This is a genomic window from Vibrio tetraodonis, from assembly GCF_003350295.1.
Lineage (GTDB): Bacteria > Pseudomonadota > Gammaproteobacteria > Enterobacterales > Vibrionaceae > Vibrio > Vibrio tetraodonis.
This window is the reverse complement of sequence record NZ_QLYY01000021.1, coordinates 75,594-93,636: the sequence shown is the minus strand read 5'-3', so window position 1 is coordinate 93,636 and position 18,043 is coordinate 75,594. Positions and strand designations below refer to the sequence as shown.

Genomic DNA, 18,043 nt, shown 5'->3' with positions numbered 1-18,043 from the left:
ATCAGATAGTTAGGCTATTCCTAATCTAGCTCTAACTACCCTTTCTGTTTCATCAATTTGTCGTATGTCTTTGGGGATCACTAAGACAGTATCGTTTCCTCCAACCGTACCAAGAATATCAATATGTGGGTCAATATCGACCAGTCGAGCGACCAGTTGAGCACTGCCTGGGTGGGTTTTCACTACGACCATTGACTGGTTATGAGTAATAAGTTCAATTTGAGAGGAAATAGATGATTCAATACGTACAGGAGCCGTTTCTACAGTGATGCAGTAGACCTTTTTACCACAAGCGTTTTGGACTTTGACCACGCCAAGCTGTGATAATAAACGCGAGACAGTGGATTGACTAATACCAACAAAACCGACATCAACCAGTGCCTCTCTAAGATCATGCTGAGTAGCAAAGCTTTGTTGCTGGAGAAGCCTTTTACAGGCAGTAACTAGGGTTTTGTCTTCATTTTCTTCAACTGAGTGTGGGCTTAGAGTTTCACTCATGAGAACTCCTCAAAAAGAATGATGTAAAGTATTTTTCCCTATGGTTTATAGTGCTTCAGTCCTTTGAAGTACCTTAATTTTTCTATTGCCACTTCTATGGTGGCTTTGATATCTGCTCATAGTACCACCAAATATAGTGTGTCTTTTTGAAAGGGATCACCAAACAAACAACGGAATTTTATGATAGGTTTATTGGTAGCTGAGGGGATGCTTGAGGTGTAGCCAGTATCAATGGTTGAGCCGGGTTCTGGTAAAAAAGAGGCATGGCTCTAGCAGGACAATCCATACCTCTCATTGGGTTACAATCGTTAGATTAATCTCCTAAGGTTGCGACCATCACAGCTTTTATGGTGTGCATGCGGTTTTCTGCCTGATCAAAAACAATCGAGTAGTCCGATTCAATCACTTCGTCAGTGACTTCACAGCCTTGTTTTAATTCAGAGTATTCATCTGCCAGTTGTTTACCAATTTTGGTATCTTCGCCATGAAACGCCGGTAGGCAGTGCATAAATTTCACATTCTGGTTTTGAGTGGCTTTGAGGGTTTGTATATTAACTTGATAAGGCAGCATTAGAGCAATACGTTCTGCCCATGCCTCCTTCGCTTCCCCCATTGACACCCATACATCGGTATAAAGGAAGTCGCAACCAAGCACGCCTTCATTAATGTCTTCGGTTAAGGTTATTTTTGCGCCAGTTGATTGGGCTATTTCACGGCACTGCGCAACTAAACTCTCATGTGGCCAAAATTGTTTCGGCGCTACAAGACGGATGTCCATCCCCATTTTGGCTGCGCCGACCATGAGAGAGTTGCCCATATTGTTACGTGCATCTCCCAAATAGGCAAATGTCATTTGGTGAAGTTGCTTACCACGCCCATGTTCCATCATGGTTAAAAAGTCTGCCAGTATTTGGGTTGGGTGAAACTCATTCGTCAGTCCATTCCAGACAGGTACACCAGCATATGAGCCTAACTCTTCGACGATCTCTTGACCAAAACCTCTATATTCAATCCCGTCATACATGCGTCCTAGCACTCTGGCGGTGTCTTTCATCGACTCTTTGTGGCCAATCTGCGATCCTGTGGGGCCTAAATAAGAGACTTGTGCACCTTGGTCAAAAGCGGCAACTTCAAAAGCACATCGAGTGCGAGTTGAGGTTTTCTCAAAAATTAAGGCGATATTCTTTCCTTTCAATCTGGGCTGTTCATAGCCATTATATTTGGCCTTTTTCAGCTCTATCGAGAGATCGAGAAGGTGTTGTATCTCTCTCGGAGTGAAGTCGAGAAGCTTTAGGAAGTTGCGGTTACGAAGATTGAAAGCCATAGTGTATTCCTTATTGTTCGACGAGCGCTCTGTTAATAATCAGGCGCAGTGATTAACTTATTTGTTTACGACGATAGTGATACAACTTGAATTAATCTTGAGTGATAGAAGTCCCTGCGAGGCCCTGAAGAATACGTAAACCGTCTTCTAGAGCGCCAATACCCACCACTTTTCCTCCCTGTTTAATAAATTCGCATGATGCTTGAATTTTTGGTGCCATAGACCCTGATTCAAATTGATATTGGCTTAACTCGCTTGGTGTTGTGTTACGTATTGCTCGCTGGCTACTTTTACCCCAATCATGATAGACGGCATCTGCATCCGTTAAGATGAGCAAGGCATCAGCGTGCAACTGTTTTGCGAGCAAAGCCGCTGACATATCTTTATCAATTACCGCTTCGATGCCGACTAACTGCCCATTATCATATTGGACTGGAATTCCCCCGCCGCCAGTACATATCACCAGGTGGCCATGCTCAATCAGAGTGGTAATCGCTTGATGTTCGATGATCCCTGTTGGTTCTGGGCTTGGTACTACGCGGCGAAAGTGCTTACCGTCAGGTTTGATGGTCCAGTTATATCTCTCAGCCAGTTCTCGCGCCTCATCCTGAGTATAAATCGGCCCAATGGGTTTGGTGGGATTAAGAAAAGCAGGATCGTTTGGATCCACCGTCATTTGCGTTAGCATGCAGGTTGCATTGATGTCTGGCATCTGGTTCTTAAATTCTTGCATCAGCATATAGCCGATCATGCCTTGGGTTTCGCTCCCTAGTACATCAAGCGGATAAGGGGCAACTTGCTTATATTCTAAGCCTTGCAGCGCCAATAAACCTACTTGAGGGCCGTTTCCATGTACGAGCACAACTTTATAGTTTTGAGCGACTTCGCAGATCGCCTTAACAGCAATTTGTATGTTGTGACGCTGAACCCCTGCTTCTAAAGGTTCGCCGCGACGAAGAAGTGCGTTGCCACCAAGTGCAATGACGACAGTTTGTTTGTTCATGATGTAATCTCCCAATCTAGACATTAATAGGTGTTAGGACTTAAATGCCGTCACGCTCAATAGGACAACTCATACAACGAGCGCCACCACGGCCTCGTCCAAGCTCGTCACCAGGGATAGGTAATACGGTAATACCTGCTTTGTCGTATTTTTCATTGGTGTAGGTGTTGCTTTGGTAGCCAATCACAACCCCAGGTTTGACAGTCAGAACATTATTGGCGTCATTCCACTGCTCTCGTTCTGCATTGAAGTTGTCTCCCCCTGTTGTGATGAGGTTAATCTGACCAATACCAAGAGCCTTTTCTATTGCAAGGACAAAGTTGTTTTCTTGTCTGACATTGACCTTGCCTGACTCATCGCCGGTTAATTGCCAGCATTTTATATCGCTGCGCATCACTTCTGGATAGATTGAAAAAGTATCTTCGCGCATATGGGTCATGACAGTATCAAGGTGCATGCAAGAGCGATGTTTGGGTAACTCCATCGCAATGATTTGTTTGGCTTGATTATGTCTAAAAAGCTGTGAAGCTAAATGCTCGACGCCTTGAGGCGTTGTACGTTCAGACATTCCGATCAAAACCGCGCCTTTACCAATCACTAAAACATCCCCACCTTCTATGGTCGAATTGTCATATTGGATTTCTTTATCGCCGAGGTATTTGATGAAATCTTGCTGAGCGAATATCGGATGCCAGCGGTATATTGCTCTAAGATGGTTCGTTTCTCGTTGGCGTGCGGTTTTGGCCATTGGGTTTATCGATACGCCGCCATATACCCAGCAGGAGGTATCTCGGGTAAATAAGTGATTGGGTAGTGGCTCAATGATAAAGTCTATCGGTTGGTGGAGGCCTTGCATCATGGAAGAAGACTGAATGGGCATTTCAGCATAAGACAAGCCACCAGTGAGTATCTTAGCCAGTTCTATGTTGGGTAAGTCTCTTAGGTAACAGCGAACGTCGCCAGCAAATGTCTGTCCTAGTCGGTAATCGGATACCTGACGCGAGAGTAGCCAATCTTTTGCTTCTGGAACTTGAAGTGTTTCAGAGAGTAAATCGGTTAGAAACAGTACTTCAACATTTTGCTTAGATAAAGTCGTGGTAAACACATCGTGTTCTTCGCCAGCCCGCTCAACCGCAAGCACGTCATCAAACAGTAAATCATGACAGTTGGAAGGGGTCAGGTGGGTTAAAGCGCGTTTGGGGCGGTGAACGAGAACGCGACGCAACTGACCAATTTCGGAACCTACGTACAAGTTATTCATGCTCAAGTCTCTCTGGTTAAGTTCTGGCGTGTTGTGTGCTCAGAATGGAGAAATATTTGTTTGGTTGAAATTCATAATACGCCTGTTACTGGGGGCTTCTTAGAAGGGAATCACAGTTTATGTTTTATACATTATTGTCTTTAAGAAGAGAGCTTTAACAATATCTATGCATGTGTTTAATAGTTGTTAATGCTCTGAATATACATAGAGATGGGAAATTTATGCATCGATTTAAATATGATGATAATGGGAGGTGATTATTTGGGAATAATATTCAAGCGAATAAAAATTGAAAAGAAAAGTTTAAATTTAATCTATTCATAAGAATCTAATAGATAATTAATCATATGGACTTATTTAACTTTTATTAACATGAGTTTTTTCGATAAATATGACTTGGGTCACGTTCAAAAATAATGATTGAAGTGATGGTGATATTTGTAAATCTACCGGCTATTTATACTAAAAAAGCCGCTTGATTAAGCGGCTTGGTTGAGTGAGAGCTTTTTAGATCATGGCACCGATACTTATCATGATAACGCAGAAGATGGTAAGTATGCCCAGCAGTGGTGCGACCCACTTTATCCAGCGAATATATGGGATACGTGCAATTGCTAGTCCTCCCATAACAACAGCAGAAGTGGGTGTGATTAAGTTGACAAGTCCAGAGGCCGATTGGTATGCGGTAATGACAAGATCTCGTCCTACTCCTGCAAAGTCGGCCAGAGGCGCCATGATTGGCATGGTTAGCACTGCAAGTCCTGAGGTTGAGGGAACAAGGAAAGAAAGTAAAATTTCCAAAAAGAACATTACGTTGATGAACACAACAGAAGACAAACCTGTTACTGTCTGTTCAGCAGAGTTTAGAATCGTGTCTGTGATCATCCCGTTATCCATCACAACCACGATGCCACGAGCAATGCCAATAATAAGCGCTACGCCCAGTAAGTCACGCGCACCATCAATAAAGTTATGGATAAAATCTTCTTCGCTCATGCGGCCAACCAAGCCAACTAACATAGCAGCAGCAAGGAACATGGCTGATATTTCGGCCATCCACCACCCAGCGACTGAAACACCATAGATCATGACCGCAAAGGAAGCGCCAAATATGCATAGAATGGCCTTACGGCGGCTTGTAAACTCAAGAGACTCTTCACTGCGCTGAGCAAGAAACCTCTGTTTATTTTCCTCATATTTGTCATAGACAATGGACTTGCTTTGATCGCTACGTACTTGACGGGCATAACGCATGACATAGGCAACGCAGATACACCAGCCAATGACTAATATGGCTGCGCGCAGCAGTATGCCATCAGTGAACGGTATGCCTGATGCGTTAGCCGCTATGACAGTGGCAAAAGGGTTAATGGTTGAGCCAAGCACACCAATGCCTGCTCCGAGTAATATGGTAGCGGCAGCCACAACAGGATCAAAGCGTGCGGCCATCATTACCGGAACTAGCAGAGAATAGAAAGGCAATGACTCTTCGGCCATACCATAAACTGTGCCACCTGCAGCGAATAACGCCATCAATATAGGGATCATCATCTCTTCTCGGCCGTGCAAGGCATGAGTGACTCGCTCTATCCCAGCATCAATGGCACCGGTTGCTGTGACGAGACCAAGAAATCCACCCATGACAAGAATAAATAGAGAAACATCGATGGCAGCGGCCTGGTAACTTTGGTGATCGTAAAAGCCATCTATAGGTGCAAGAAAGACATCCACTATGCCTTGCGGATTGGCTTCGACGGTTTGGTATGTCCCAGTTATGGGTACCTCACGGCCTAAATCTTGGTTCATCTCGCGCTGATATTGACCTGCTGGGATCACCCATGTAAGCAGTGCGACGAAGGCAATTAATATAAAAAGTATGCTGTAGGCGGATGGAAACTTGAGTCTGGCAAAGAAGCCCGTTTTTTTGCCACTTGGATCAGTTTGTGCTGTCATGATGACCTCCTAACTTCTATTTGGTAAGCAGTAAATAGAAGCCAATTAAGAGTGGTATATTTTATATAGGTATAAAAATCTTATCCATTCTAATAATTATGACCGATATTAGTTTTGTTGTTCTTCACAAAAATATTATGTGATAAATTCAGCTAATAATATCTGATGATTAAAATTTTATTTTAATCGAATGACTATGCTCTAAAAATAGTTTTTATATTGAATATAATAGGTTCGATGATTTAAATAGAGAAAACTATTCATTATTTAGGCACTTTTGAGAGCAGTGATATATATGATCTAAGTCAAGAGGTTACTTGTCTAAAAAGAGGCATTTGTCATGGAGGCATTATAGTACCTCCATGTTTGACTTAAGCTAAATAAGGATTCCTCCCAAGGTGAAGCCCAGTGCAACAGCAGAAGTAATGGTCACAACGCCTGGGATAAAAAAGGGATGGTTAAAGACATAACTGCCGATCCGAGTGGAACCTGTATCATCCATTTCTACCGCAGCGAGCAAAGTTGGGTAGGTAGGTAGGACGAATAAAGCACTGACGGCAGCAAACGAAGCCACTGTAGTAAGTGGCGCAACACCTATTGCTAGTGCTGCTGGCATTAAAGCGACCGTTGTTGCCCCTTGAGAGTAAAGCAGCATGGAAGCAAAAAATAATACAATTGCTAGCATCCATGGATAGTCATTCAATAATACCCCGGCCACCTCTTTAATGCCTTCCACATGAGCGTTGACAAAAGTGGAGCCCAGCCATGCCACGCCAAGAACGCAAACACATGCGGTCATTCCTGATCGAAATGTCGACGCGCTGGGGATTTTTGAAGCATCAATCTTAGTGAAGAGCACAATTGCTGCTGCTGCGGTTAACATCACTGCCATAATGGCTTCGTTGCGCCCAAGAGCTGGGTCGGTAATCAGGCCTACTGACGTTGAGATTGCAGCTGCGTAGCACACAACAAATGCAATCGCGATGAGGAATATATACGTCGCCGTTTTAGCGGTTGGTAAAATGTCACGCTGCTTTTGTGACGCTAGCTTAACTAATCCTTGCTCTAAACGCTGCTGGTAGATGGGGTCATCTTTTAACTCGCAGCCCATGAAGTTGGCAACAAATGCACCTATCATACAAGCGATGAAAGTGGTTGGGATACACACAGCAAGTAAGGTTAGATAATCAACCCCTTTTGGCGCGAGCATGGATGAGAATGCAACCACAGCGGCAGATATGGGTGAAGCAGTAATTGCGATTTGTGATGCGACAACGGCAATTGACAATGGCCTAGATGGGCGAACGCCTTGACCTTTGGCCACTTCGGCTATAACCGGTAGGGTAGAGAATGCAGTGTGACCTGTACCTGCCATCAAGGTCATTAAAAAGGTTACAATGGGCGCATAAAAAGTTATCCGCTCTGGGTGCTTACGAAGAAAATTTTCCGCTAATTGAACCAGCCAATCCATACCACCTGCAACTTGCATTGCCGCTATGGCGGTAATGACTGACATTATGATCAAGATGACATCAACGGGTATGTAAGTCTGACTGGTAGGCACACCCAAAATAAATGACAGGGCTATAACGCCAGCGCCGCCAGCAAAACCAATTCCAATACCGCCAATGCGCGCTCCGAGGAAAATGAAGAGCAGGACGACAAATAGCTCAAGCATAATCATGGTAGATACCTCTTATATTTTTTAGCTTTCATATTTGTTTGTTAAAGGCCATTATTTCGAACTTTAGAAAGCGATTGATTTAATCCGCTAAACAATGTGGGATTGAATTTTCTGTGCAAAAAAGGGCCTGCTCCGGCCCTAGTCACGTTTTGTTATTGATAGCGCTTTGCTTTGTATTTGGGATGCATGAAGTTTTCGGCGTTTAGGATATCATCGAGTTCTTCTTCGCTGAGTAGGCCTCGCTCAAGCACGACTTCTCTCACGCTCTTGCCTGTTTCTGCACAGATTTTACCGACAATATCGCCTTCATGGTGGCCAATGTATGGATTAAGGTAAGTGACTATGCCAATGGAGTTGTAAACGTATCCCTCGCACACTTCTTTATTGACTGTGATGCCATCGATACACTTGTCGCGCAGATTAATACACGCATTGGCGAGTAAAGAAATGGACTCAAACATGCTCTGAGCAATCACAGGCTCCATGACATTAAGCTGCAATTGGCCACCTTCTGCTGCAAACGAAATCGTGTTGTCATTACCCAGCACTTTAAAACACACTTGGTTGACCACTTCAGGAACCACAGGGTTAACTTTAGCAGGCATAATTGACGAGCCAGCTTGCAGCTCTGGTAAGTTGAGCTCATTAATACCAGCGCGAGGTCCGGAAGATAGAAGGCGCAAGTCGTTACAGATTTTAGACAATTTAACTGCAAGGCGTTTTAGGGCGCCATGAGTCATTACATAAGCGCCGCAGTCTGAGGTCGCTTCAATAAGATCTTCTGCCGGTACCACATCCAACCCAGTAACCTGTGCTAAATGCTTCACTGCCAATTGCTGGTAGCCTTGCGCGGCATTGAGACCAGTACCAATTGCCGTCGCGCCTAAGTTAATTTCAAGCAAGAGTTTGGATGTATATTCAAGAGCACGGATCTCTTCATTTAACGTCACAGACCAGGCATGAAACTCTTGTCCAACTGTCATAGGCACAGCATCTTGAAGCTGAGTACGGCCCATTTTTAATACGCCTTTGAACTCTTTGCTCTTTAATGCAAATGCGCCTTTTAAGTATTCTATTGCTTCGATAAGCTTCTGGACACTGTTATAAACTGCGATGCGAAAACCCGTTGGGTAGGCGCAGTTGGTCGACTGGCTCTTGTTAACATGATCATTAGGATTAATAAACTGATATTGCCCTTTTTCTTTGCCCATGATCTCCAATGCAACATTGGCAATCACTTCATTGGTATTCATATTGACCGAGGTTCCAGCCCCACCTTGGAACACATCCGATGGGAACTGATCCATACATTTACCTGTGTCTAGGATCAAATCACACGCTTCAACTATGTATTGGGCGATTTCTTTTGGCAGAACACCAAGCTCGCTATTAGCAAGGGCGGCCGCTTTTTTGGTCATTACCATGCCACGAACAAATTCAGGCACATCGGAAATGGTCACGTTAGAAATATTGAAGTTCTCAATTGCGCGCAAGGTATGGATGCCGTAGTAAGCATCAGCGGGAACGTGTCGCTCACCGAGAAGGTCTTCTTCAATACGGGTTGCATTCGCTGGGTGTAGGGTATCATTTAGGCTAGCCATGATAGGATCCTTAGATAATTATTCTGATGTAAATGAAAATGCTCGCCATTCTGCAACTTAAGAATCCATTCGTCAGAGTTTTTTGGCTGTAAAATACGTCCTGACTTATGGGGCTCATGATACTTCACTCAGCGGATAAAAACGCTATCTTGATCACTTTTTTTATTTTTGCTTTGTTGAATGTTTTTAAACGCTAAACTGGGTTTAAATTGCCATAGCGCTGTGAATTTTTGTCGCTTTCGTTTGAGGTTTGGCAGGCTTTGATCTTACACTAGTGCCAACAAAGGAGGGCATGTGTTTGCTATCGTATTCTTAATATTTGTATTGGTTCCTGTTATCGAGATAAGTTTGTTTATCTCAGTAGGCGATTATCTTGGCTTATGGCCAACTATCGCTATGGTCTTTTTGACCGCATTTCTCGGTGCCTCTTTAGTGCGTAGTCAAGGATTACAAACATTACTCTCAGTGCAAAGCAGGCTCAAGCAAGGAGAACTGCCTGCACAGCAAATTCTAGAAGGTGTATTGCTCGCCGTCGCCGGGGTGCTGCTTTTTATTCCAGGCTTTTTAACTGATACGCTGGGTATGATAGTTCTATTGCCTGCGCCGCGCCGCGCTTTAGCTAAATATCTGATGACCAAAATGGTGGTAAAAGCCTCCGCAGGGTTTGGCTCTCATCAGTTCCGGCAAGATGGCTTTGGCCCCAACCAAGATAATGATGGCCATACGTTTGAAGGTGAATACGAGCGCAAAGAGGACGACAGCAATAACCACCTTAATAAGCCCTAACCTTGAGATGGACGCTATTGATTAGCGTCCGTTCCACCCTTGAGCCTTTATTCTAGTTGTGCTCGAAACTCTCTTCTTTCTTGATAGCTAGCTCGCAAATTTGTAACAAGTCTTTCAATTCAGTTTAAAGTTTGACGCTTATCCAAATATTCATTTTACCTATGGGATCGAAATCTCAATGTCATGGAATGTTGTTTTTAGTTTCATAAAAAACATCAACACTGGTCGAGCTTTATAAGTCTTTTCTCAACAGGAAAAGGGAATTGAAACGCGCTTCTATACCCTACATAACAAAGGAAGCGACGCAAGGTGGACAGAATGAAACAAAAACTCACTCCAACTTTACTTGCAGCAGTGGTCGCAAGTGTTCTCTCTACGCCAGCAATTTCTGAGATCATTATTTCTCAATACGTCGAAGGTAGCAGTAATAATAAAGCCATTGAAATTGCCAATACTGGCGAAGCTTCGGTCGAGCTTGATGGTTACAGTTTGGCTAAATCAGTTAATGGTGGTGGCAATTGGGATAGCAAGCTGTCATTAGATGGTAAAGTCATACAGGCAAAAAGCGTCTTAGTGATTGGCCATTCGCAGTCAAACGAGGACATTCAAAGCCTCAGTGATTTTCTAAACAATGATGTACTTGGCTTTAACGGTAATGATCCGATTGCTTTGCTTAAAGGTAATGATGTACATGATGTAATCGGTGATATGGGCGGAAATAATTTTGCCAAAGATGTCACCTTAACGCGCAGCCAAGATGATTTTTCTCCTTCTTCTCATTACCAAGCTTCAAATTGGCTAGAGTCAGATAAAAATGATATTCAAGGTTTGGGTGAGCTTAATGGTGGTCAAGCGCCAGAGCCGTTTGCATGCGAGCAAGACGGTCATGAGCCAGTCTTTACTTCAATTCAAGATATTCAAGGTGAGGGTAGTCGCTCTCCACTACTCAACAATGGTGACTTCATTTCAGATGATGAGGTGTATGTAAAAGGCATAGTGAGCGCGGTCACCAGCAGTTTGACCAAAGGCTTTTACCTGCAAGCGCTTAACGATGATGGCAACCCGAAAACATCGGAAGGTCTATTTGTTGAAACCAACCAATCTCAGTCTGAGCTTAAACCAGGCGATCTCGTATGTGTCAAAGGTAAAGTTCAGGAAAACTACCAGCAGACCCAGCTAAAAGCGGGCAAAAACACTTGGGTTAAGCAGGGAGAGCACACACAGCCAGTTGCAACAGAGATTGATATTTTGGCCGATGATGCCAGCTTTGAACAAACCCTTGAGCGCTATGAAGGTATGTTGATTAAAACAAGTGCCAATCTTGATATGCGAGTCACGCGCACTTTTGGCTACGATTATGCGGCGAGTCGTAACAACATGGTACTGGCGCAAGGGGGCATCAATATGCATCCTAACCAAGCTTTTGCCGCCGGTTCAGATAAGGCTAAGCAGCAAAGCAAGGACAATAGCGAGCGGCGTTTATTTATTGAATCTGACCAGAAAGCGCCCAATGGTGTTATTCCTTATTACCCAGAATTTGGGGTAACCGACGCTGACCAAGATGGCTCGACCGAAGATTATATTCGCATTGGCGATACTATCCTTGGGCTTGAAGGGGTGCTGAGTTACAGCTATGGCGACTATCGCTTAATTGCCACTAATACCTTAAGCAAAGACAATTTTATTCGCCGCTCCCCACGCACTCAGGAACCAGAAGTTGAACAAAAGGGCGATTTAAGAATCGCGACCTTTAATGTGCTCAATTATTTCAATTCTCCTTTTGGCGGAGATGAGAACCCCAATGGCGGCAATCGAGGCGCTAAGACCTATGCAGAATTTGAAATTCAGCAAGCCAAAATTGTTAATGCCATTTTGCGCCTGGATGCCGATATCATAGGTTTAATGGAAATTGAAAATAATGGCTTGGGTGAAAATGGCGCCATTGGTCAGCTTGTTGAGCAGTTAAACCAGCATATTAATAATAAAAAAGAACGTTATAAGTTTGTCGCCCTCGATACCAATGGTGACGGTATTAAGGATAAAAATGATTATATCGGCACGGATGCGATTACCACAGGGGTGCTGTATCGACCCAAAGTGGTCAAGCTCAAAACACCGCGTGTAATTGAGATGCCAAACCAACAAGCCCCAGAAGTACTCGATGACGATGGCAAGGTGATTGAAGATGGTAAGAATTACCAGCGCAATACACTCGCCCCTACTTTTAAAATCAAAGGCAAAAACAAACAAGGCCTACTTACGGTTGCGGTTAACCACTTTAAGTCCAAAGGCTCCAAATGTTGGGAAGACGCTGCGCCAATCGATGAGGGTGGTCAGGGTGGACAAGACGTTGATCAGCAAGGCTCGTGTGAGAACTTTCGCGTTGCCGCCGCAGTGGCACTAGGAGAGGCGCTTGAAGATATTCCTGGCCATAAAGTGATTTTGGGCGATTTAAATGCTTACGGTAAAGAAGATCCCATGCTGGTTTTAACCGATTACAGCCAAAAGCAATATGGCAAAGTGATTAAAGCGGCGCGCAATACCTATATTGGCGGCGTTGAGCAATTTGGTGATGAAGGCGAGGTTATTCATCACAGCTATGGTTACATTAATGCGGTCGCCGCTAAGCATCCAAATAATTGGAGCTTTTCATACAATGATGAAGTGGGCGCGCTAGACCACATCTTGATAAGCCCAAGTTTGAAGGAGTATATGGTCGATGCCACTGAGTGGCATATTAATGGCGGTGAATCGACTCTGTTTGAATACAGTGATAGATACACAGGAGACTTGCCAAAATATACCGATCACTTTCGCTCGTCAGATCACGACCCCGCAGTACTTGAGTTAAAAATGGCCGGCTCATTTGGCCTTGGCGCAATCGTATCTTTATTTGGTCTAGCCCTATGGCGCAGACGTAAATAAAGCTCGCTGTAAAATAAGCCCCGCCACTGGCGGTAGTGGCGGGGCTTATGAAAGGCATTTTATTTTTGTTAGCGGCGAAGACGGATAAAGTCGCCGGCTTTACTATCAAAAATCCTTCCATCACTAACGCCACATTTTTCAAATAGAGGGTGCCAACCTATATTGGCTTTTACGTGTATGGGAGAGCCCTGAGAGTAGGCCATATAAATCATAGAGGTAGATAGATTGTTTTCGTAGTCATTTGCCCCCCCATAGTAATCAGCCCAAATGCCAAACCATTGTCCATCAACTTTAAACTGTAATGACCGAAACCAGCTATTATTTGTTGTTTCACCAGTAGCGCAAATCTGGATTTCCTCAATCACCCCCTTGGCTTCTTGAGCAAAAGAAATAGGGGAAGTGAGAAGTAATAAAGTAAATAGAAGTTTTTTCATAACAGTTTTCTCAAAAATGTGTAGTAAGAGCTAGGGTTAAGTTATGCTACGCCACTGAAAGCAGTGGCGGTTGGTGTTAGGAATCGTAAAGATTGGTTGGCGTTTCGGTTTTGCAGCGCTCTAAATCGTAGTCATAGGTGACCGCACCTTTGCCTCTAAGTGCTGTTCTTGCAACCATGCCACGCTCTAGATACCAACGTAAGTCTTCACAGGATATGCGGTAACTGATTTCTTTTGAGCGAACGGGATCCCAGCGAAAGTTGCCTGAGAGATACTTAGTGTAATAAATCACACCATTATCTAGAACTTTATAGTTTTTCGCATTTTTGAAATTCTTTTTCGCTTCATCAATGGTTGCTTGTGAGGCTGTAGTTTGAATATTTTCAACTGAGGTAGTTTGACAGGCACTTAATGCAAATACAGTAAGGCCAGCCACTGCAATATTTTTTAATGTCATTTATAGTTCTCGTTTATTTACCACTTTTTGCTAAGTGGCAAATTATAGAGATAAGCATTATCAATGGGTAGTAATTATTCTATAAACGATCGAGTAATCATCGCCAAATTGGCGATGATTGTGCAGAGTCTCAAATCTAGAACCATTTCGCACCGGGATCTTGAGCGCTAAAGGAGCCCGGAAGTGCAAAGCCTAATCCCTTGCCTTTATAGTCCGGAAACAAACGAAATATTTCTGCGACCACTTGGGTAACATTGGTGGCTTTTTTACCATTAGGAAGCGGCTGCTTACCTTTTATTAGTGCCTGAGCAATAGACAAATAATGAATATTTTGATCAGCGAGAGCTTGGATATTATCGCTATAGCCATTGTGCCCAACAAATACATAGTCGTACTCGCTGTACTTGAGCTTTAGCTCTTGAAGGGTTTCTATCCAATTGGTCAGTTCATCTGTATCATCAAGCGGAGTGTACTCGCGAATATAGTTATAAGCGTCGACATAGAGTAAGTCACCCACGAAAAGCCCTTTCGCGCTTTCAATCGCAAAATAGCTATTATGATCGGTTTCAGTATTGTCTATGGTGTGAAAATCATAGATCAAACCATATAAGCTGGTTTTTCCTTTTAGAGCTGTAACAGGCATTTTGGCAATGGCCTGAAATTTTTTACTTTGGTTTAGATCTGCAGCCACATAGGCTTCGGCATAAATAACTTCAATCTTCTCAATTTTATCTAGGTTGCCGTAGTGATCCGAATGCTCATGAGTAATAATGGCGCTTACGGGCTTACCAATCAGTGTTAGGTAGGTGTTGATGTCTTCGCCAAACTGCGGATTTTTTAGTGTGCCCGTATCAACCAGCATGCTGCCAAGTGCGCTCTCAATGATGCTTGCCGTATAGCCACCTTTATCCTTCAATACATGAAACCTATAGTGATCACCAGTAATCACTTTGACCTCTCCCGAGTTTAAGGTCGCCTGATTGGGTGGCGGTGAAAAAAGTTGCCACTTTTGCGCTGCATGGCTCAGCGTTGGTATTGCTAAAGCGATAACCATTAAGATGACTTTCAACATTGGCATAAGACTGTTCCTCTGATTGTTTAATTTGTTAATACGGGAACAAAGCTAAAGGCTAAATGTGCACGCAGTGAGGAGCAAATGTGCAAGTAATGTGAAAGTTATCATTTGGTCCATATTCAATACTGGTGTTGATGTTTATATCGGGGTTAAGATAAGGGCATGAGTCAAGTAACCCAGAAAAAAGTCACCTTGGGCAAGTCTGCCAGTATCCGTTGGAAGCTGTATTGGTTTGTTGTGCTTATCGCAACGTCTGTTGCTCTGTCTATGTACGGTGTGATGCAGTGGAGTGTTGACCGAGGCTTTTTAAGCTATGTTAACCAGCGTGATATCAGCAAAATAGATAAGCTCATTCCTGAGTTAGCAGGTTTTTATCGCCATCATAGAAGCTGGCAGGACTTTGTGGATAAGCCCCAATTGTGGCAAAAGGTGCTTGATGACTTTCTGTCTGAATCCTCTGATGAGAAAGAAACCTCTAACTACTATAGTCACAGCGGTGAAATAACTCATCGCACCTTGTTATTTGATGCGCAAAAGCAGCAAATAGCGGGTATTGCCTATGATGAGCACGAGCCCTGTTTTAAACCAATTCAACTCGATAACAAAACAGTGGGTTATGTCGGTCTTTTACCAAGAGAGTCATTAACAGAATACAATGATGTGGCTTTTCTTCAGTCGCAGCAACATGGGTTATTTATTGTTACAGGCCTAGTAATTTTGGGCTTTGCTTCTTTGGTGTTACCCCTTGCGAGCTCTTTTGTTCGACCGATTGAAAAGTTGCGATTTGCGATGGAGAAACTGGCTAAAAACCAGTCGCAACTACCATTGGTGATCAAGCAAAAAGATGAACTTGGCCTTTTAGCACAGGACTTTAACCGTTTAAAAAACCTACTTGAACAGCAAGAGGAGCTGCGCAAGCAATGGCTAGCCGATATTGCCCATGAGCTGCGCACCCCAATTAGTGTCCTTCAAGCTGAACTTGAAGCGATGGAAGATGGTATCCGAGACTTTAACCAAGAGAGTATTCACTCGCTAAAATTAGATTTGCAGCGTTTGACCCATGTAGTGAAAGATCTTCACTATCTTGCTCTTGAAGATCTTGCGGCGCAGGAATACCAACTGTCGCCGCTTTGTTTGGCTTCAATTGTTGAGCAAGCCATCGCTCGCTATCAGCAGCCCTTCGGCGATAAAGGCATTCAAATATCACTCGATAATGGGCTCGGTGAAAACGATCTTATCTTGCTCGATTTAGAGCGTATCTATCAACTGATAAACAATCTTCTGTCAAATTCACTCAAATATACCCATAGCCCAGGCAAATTAAGGGTGAGATTAGAAGCTGTGGAAGATGTAGTAGAAATGATATGGCAGGACTCGGCGCCAGCAGTGCCTGATGAATCTTTACCCTTGCTCTTTGAGCGTCTGTATCGAGTTGATAGCTCAAGAGACAGAAGCAGCGGCGGCTCTGGACTTGGCTTATCGATTGTTAAAGCCATTGTTGAGCGTCATGGCGGTGTAATCAGTGCCAGTTACAGTGAATTAGGCGGACTAAAATTGGTGGTAAGGCTTCCTAAGGGAAAAGCATGAAGCAACAGGTTTTAATTGTTGAAGATGAAGTGAAACTTGCCGATCTGCTGGCAGATTATATTGAACATGCAGGCTATTGTCCGACCACTATGTACAGCGGCGATCAGGTAGTCACTTGGGTGCAAGACAACCAACCCGCTATGGTGCTATTGGACTTAATGCTGCCGGGTATAGATGGGCTTGAAATCTGCAAAGCCATACGTCAGTTTTCCAATGTGCCGATTATTATGTTAACCGCAAGAGTGGAAGAAATTGATCGCTTACTTGGCCTAGAGCTGGGCGCCGATGATTATATGTGTAAGCCCTACAGCCCAAGGGAGGTAGTGGCTCGGGTTAAAGCTGTGCTCAGACGCTCACAAGGATTGGAATCGCCCGCTACAGATGCCGCTTTGCTGCATTTGCAGCCCGATGCGTTCAAAGCCACATTTTGTGGCCAAGAAATCGCGCTGACGGCGATAGAGTTTAAGCTTGTTCATGCCATGGTGACCCAACCTGAACGAGTGTTTAATCGCCAGCAATTAATGGCTGAGATTTATGATGATCACCGCATCGTCAGCGATAGAACTGTGGACAGCCATATTAAGAAAATCCGCAAGAAGTTTGAGATTATTAATCAAGACTACCAGCCTATTCAGTCCATTTATGGGGTCGGATACTGCTACCGAGCATAAAATTGGCAGGCAAGTCATCCAAGTCGAGCTCGCTACGTGGTTAAATAAAAGAATCTAGTTTCAGTTAATCCTTGCCTTTCGGCTTTGGTAATGCACAATACCGCCTCATATATGCGATTTATCAAAACCATTTAAGAGCTATGCTGCTGATCATCGATAACTACGACTCTTTTACCTACAACTTGTATCAGTACTTTTGTGAGTTGGGCGCAGAGGTAAAGGTGGTGCGTAACGATCAAATTAGCCTTGAAGAGATTGAAGCGCTCAATCCCACTCATTTGGTGATATCACCAGGCCCATGCACGCCGAACGAAGCAGGTATCTCACTTAGCGCGATAGAGCATTTTGCAGGTAAATTGCCTATTTTGGGCGTGTGCCTAGGCCATCAAGCTATAGCGCAAGTGTTTGGCGGGCAAGTGGTGCGCGCACGTCAGGTGATGCACGGTAAAACATCCGCTATTCGCCATAATAACCGCAGCGTATTTACCCGACTCAATAACCCACTCACTGTCACTCGCTACCACTCGCTGGTGGTGAAAAATGACAGCTTACCTGATTGCTTCGAGCTGACCGCATGGACAACGCGAGAAGATGGTTCAATGGATGAAATCATGGGTTTTCAACACAGAACTCTGCCGATTGAAGCAGTTCAGTTTCACCCTGAATCAATCAAAACCGAGCAAGGCCACGAGCTATTGGCTAACTTTCTCGATTGCTCAGCCACTTTCTCTTCTCGCAAAATCTGATATCGATCACTTTTTTTAACATTTATTTCATATTTTAT

The 18,043-nt window shown here is 43.9% G+C and carries 15 protein-coding genes; 5 read left to right on the top strand and 10 right to left on the bottom strand.

Annotation, left to right across the window (positions count from 1 at the left end):
* Window positions 1–9: 9 nt before the first annotated feature.
* The 7 genes from DPF90_RS16365 to aspA all read right to left on the bottom strand — a co-directional run bounded on the left by DPF90_RS16365 (window position 10) and on the right by aspA (window position 9,324).
* Window positions 10–498 (bottom strand): arginine repressor, encoded by a 489-nt coding sequence (locus DPF90_RS16365; RefSeq protein ID WP_114787403.1) that lies wholly within the window; start codon window positions 496–498, stop codon window positions 10–12.
* A gap of 313 nt (window positions 499–811) precedes the next feature.
* Window positions 812–1,822, bottom strand: coding sequence for an ornithine carbamoyltransferase (argF, locus tag DPF90_RS16360; protein ID WP_114787402.1), 1,011 nt, complete (start codon window positions 1,820–1,822; stop codon window positions 812–814).
* Between the two features lie 91 nt (window positions 1,823–1,913).
* Window positions 1,914–2,825, bottom strand: a complete 912-nt coding sequence (gene arcC, locus DPF90_RS16355) for a carbamate kinase (protein ID WP_114787401.1) — start codon at window positions 2,823–2,825, stop codon at window positions 1,914–1,916.
* A 40-nt stretch (window positions 2,826–2,865) separates the two neighbouring features.
* Window positions 2,866–4,086, bottom strand: coding sequence for an arginine deiminase (gene arcA / locus DPF90_RS16350; RefSeq protein ID WP_114787400.1), 1,221 nt, complete (start codon window positions 4,084–4,086; stop codon window positions 2,866–2,868).
* A 507-nt stretch (window positions 4,087–4,593) separates the two neighbouring features.
* On the bottom strand, window positions 4,594–6,039 hold the full coding sequence (locus DPF90_RS16345; RefSeq protein WP_114787399.1) for a YfcC family protein: 1,446 nt from the start codon (window positions 6,037–6,039) through the stop codon (window positions 4,594–4,596).
* Between the two features lie 376 nt (window positions 6,040–6,415).
* On the bottom strand, window positions 6,416–7,723 hold the full coding sequence (locus tag DPF90_RS16340) for an anaerobic C4-dicarboxylate transporter (RefSeq protein WP_114787398.1): 1,308 nt from the start codon (window positions 7,721–7,723) through the stop codon (window positions 6,416–6,418).
* Between the two features lie 152 nt (window positions 7,724–7,875).
* Window positions 7,876–9,324 (bottom strand): aspartate ammonia-lyase, encoded by a 1,449-nt coding sequence (aspA, locus tag DPF90_RS16335; RefSeq protein ID WP_114787397.1) that lies wholly within the window; start codon window positions 9,322–9,324, stop codon window positions 7,876–7,878.
* Window positions 9,325–9,618: 294 nt separating this feature from the next.
* Between aspA and DPF90_RS16330 the strand changes: the two genes are divergently transcribed.
* Together DPF90_RS16330 and DPF90_RS16325 are read left to right on the top strand one after the other, a co-directional pair.
* Complete coding sequence (locus tag DPF90_RS16330) at window positions 9,619–10,110, top strand: FxsA family protein (RefSeq protein WP_114787396.1); 492 nt, start codon at window positions 9,619–9,621, stop codon at window positions 10,108–10,110.
* 318 nt (window positions 10,111–10,428) lie between these two features.
* Complete coding sequence (locus tag DPF90_RS16325) at window positions 10,429–13,035, top strand: ExeM/NucH family extracellular endonuclease (protein ID WP_114787395.1); 2,607 nt, start codon at window positions 10,429–10,431, stop codon at window positions 13,033–13,035.
* Between the two features lie 68 nt (window positions 13,036–13,103).
* Here DPF90_RS16325 and DPF90_RS16320 read toward each other — a convergent pair whose 3' ends face one another.
* The 3 genes from DPF90_RS16320 to DPF90_RS16310 form a co-directional block, all read right to left on the bottom strand.
* Window positions 13,104–13,469 carry a hypothetical protein gene (locus tag DPF90_RS16320; RefSeq protein WP_114787394.1) on the bottom strand — a complete coding sequence of 122 codons (366 nt, stop codon included), beginning with the start codon at window positions 13,467–13,469 and terminating at the stop codon, window positions 13,104–13,106.
* 76 nt (window positions 13,470–13,545) lie between these two features.
* The gene (locus tag DPF90_RS16315; protein ID WP_114787393.1) at window positions 13,546–13,926 is read right to left on the bottom strand and encodes a peptidylprolyl isomerase; all 381 of its coding nucleotides are present in this window, start codon (window positions 13,924–13,926) and stop codon (window positions 13,546–13,548) included.
* A 136-nt stretch (window positions 13,927–14,062) separates the two neighbouring features.
* Complete coding sequence (locus DPF90_RS16310) at window positions 14,063–15,004, bottom strand: MBL fold metallo-hydrolase (RefSeq protein ID WP_114787392.1); 942 nt, start codon at window positions 15,002–15,004, stop codon at window positions 14,063–14,065.
* 159 nt (window positions 15,005–15,163) lie between these two features.
* Here DPF90_RS16310 and DPF90_RS16305 point away from each other — a divergent pair, with 159 nt between their 5' ends.
* From DPF90_RS16305 to DPF90_RS16295, 3 genes are all read left to right on the top strand, one after another.
* Window positions 15,164–16,588, top strand: coding sequence for an ATP-binding protein (locus DPF90_RS16305; protein WP_114787391.1), 1,425 nt, complete (start codon window positions 15,164–15,166; stop codon window positions 16,586–16,588).
* Complete coding sequence (locus DPF90_RS16300; RefSeq protein WP_114787390.1) at window positions 16,585–17,259, top strand: response regulator; 675 nt, start codon at window positions 16,585–16,587, stop codon at window positions 17,257–17,259. Before DPF90_RS16305 ends, DPF90_RS16300 begins: the two co-directional genes overlap by 4 nt.
* Window positions 17,260–17,399: 140 nt before the next feature.
* Window positions 17,400–18,005: an aminodeoxychorismate/anthranilate synthase component II gene (locus DPF90_RS16295; protein WP_114787433.1), complete on the top strand. Its 606-nt coding sequence runs from the start codon at window positions 17,400–17,402 to the stop codon at window positions 18,003–18,005.
* Window positions 18,006–18,043: the final 38 nt, after the last annotated feature.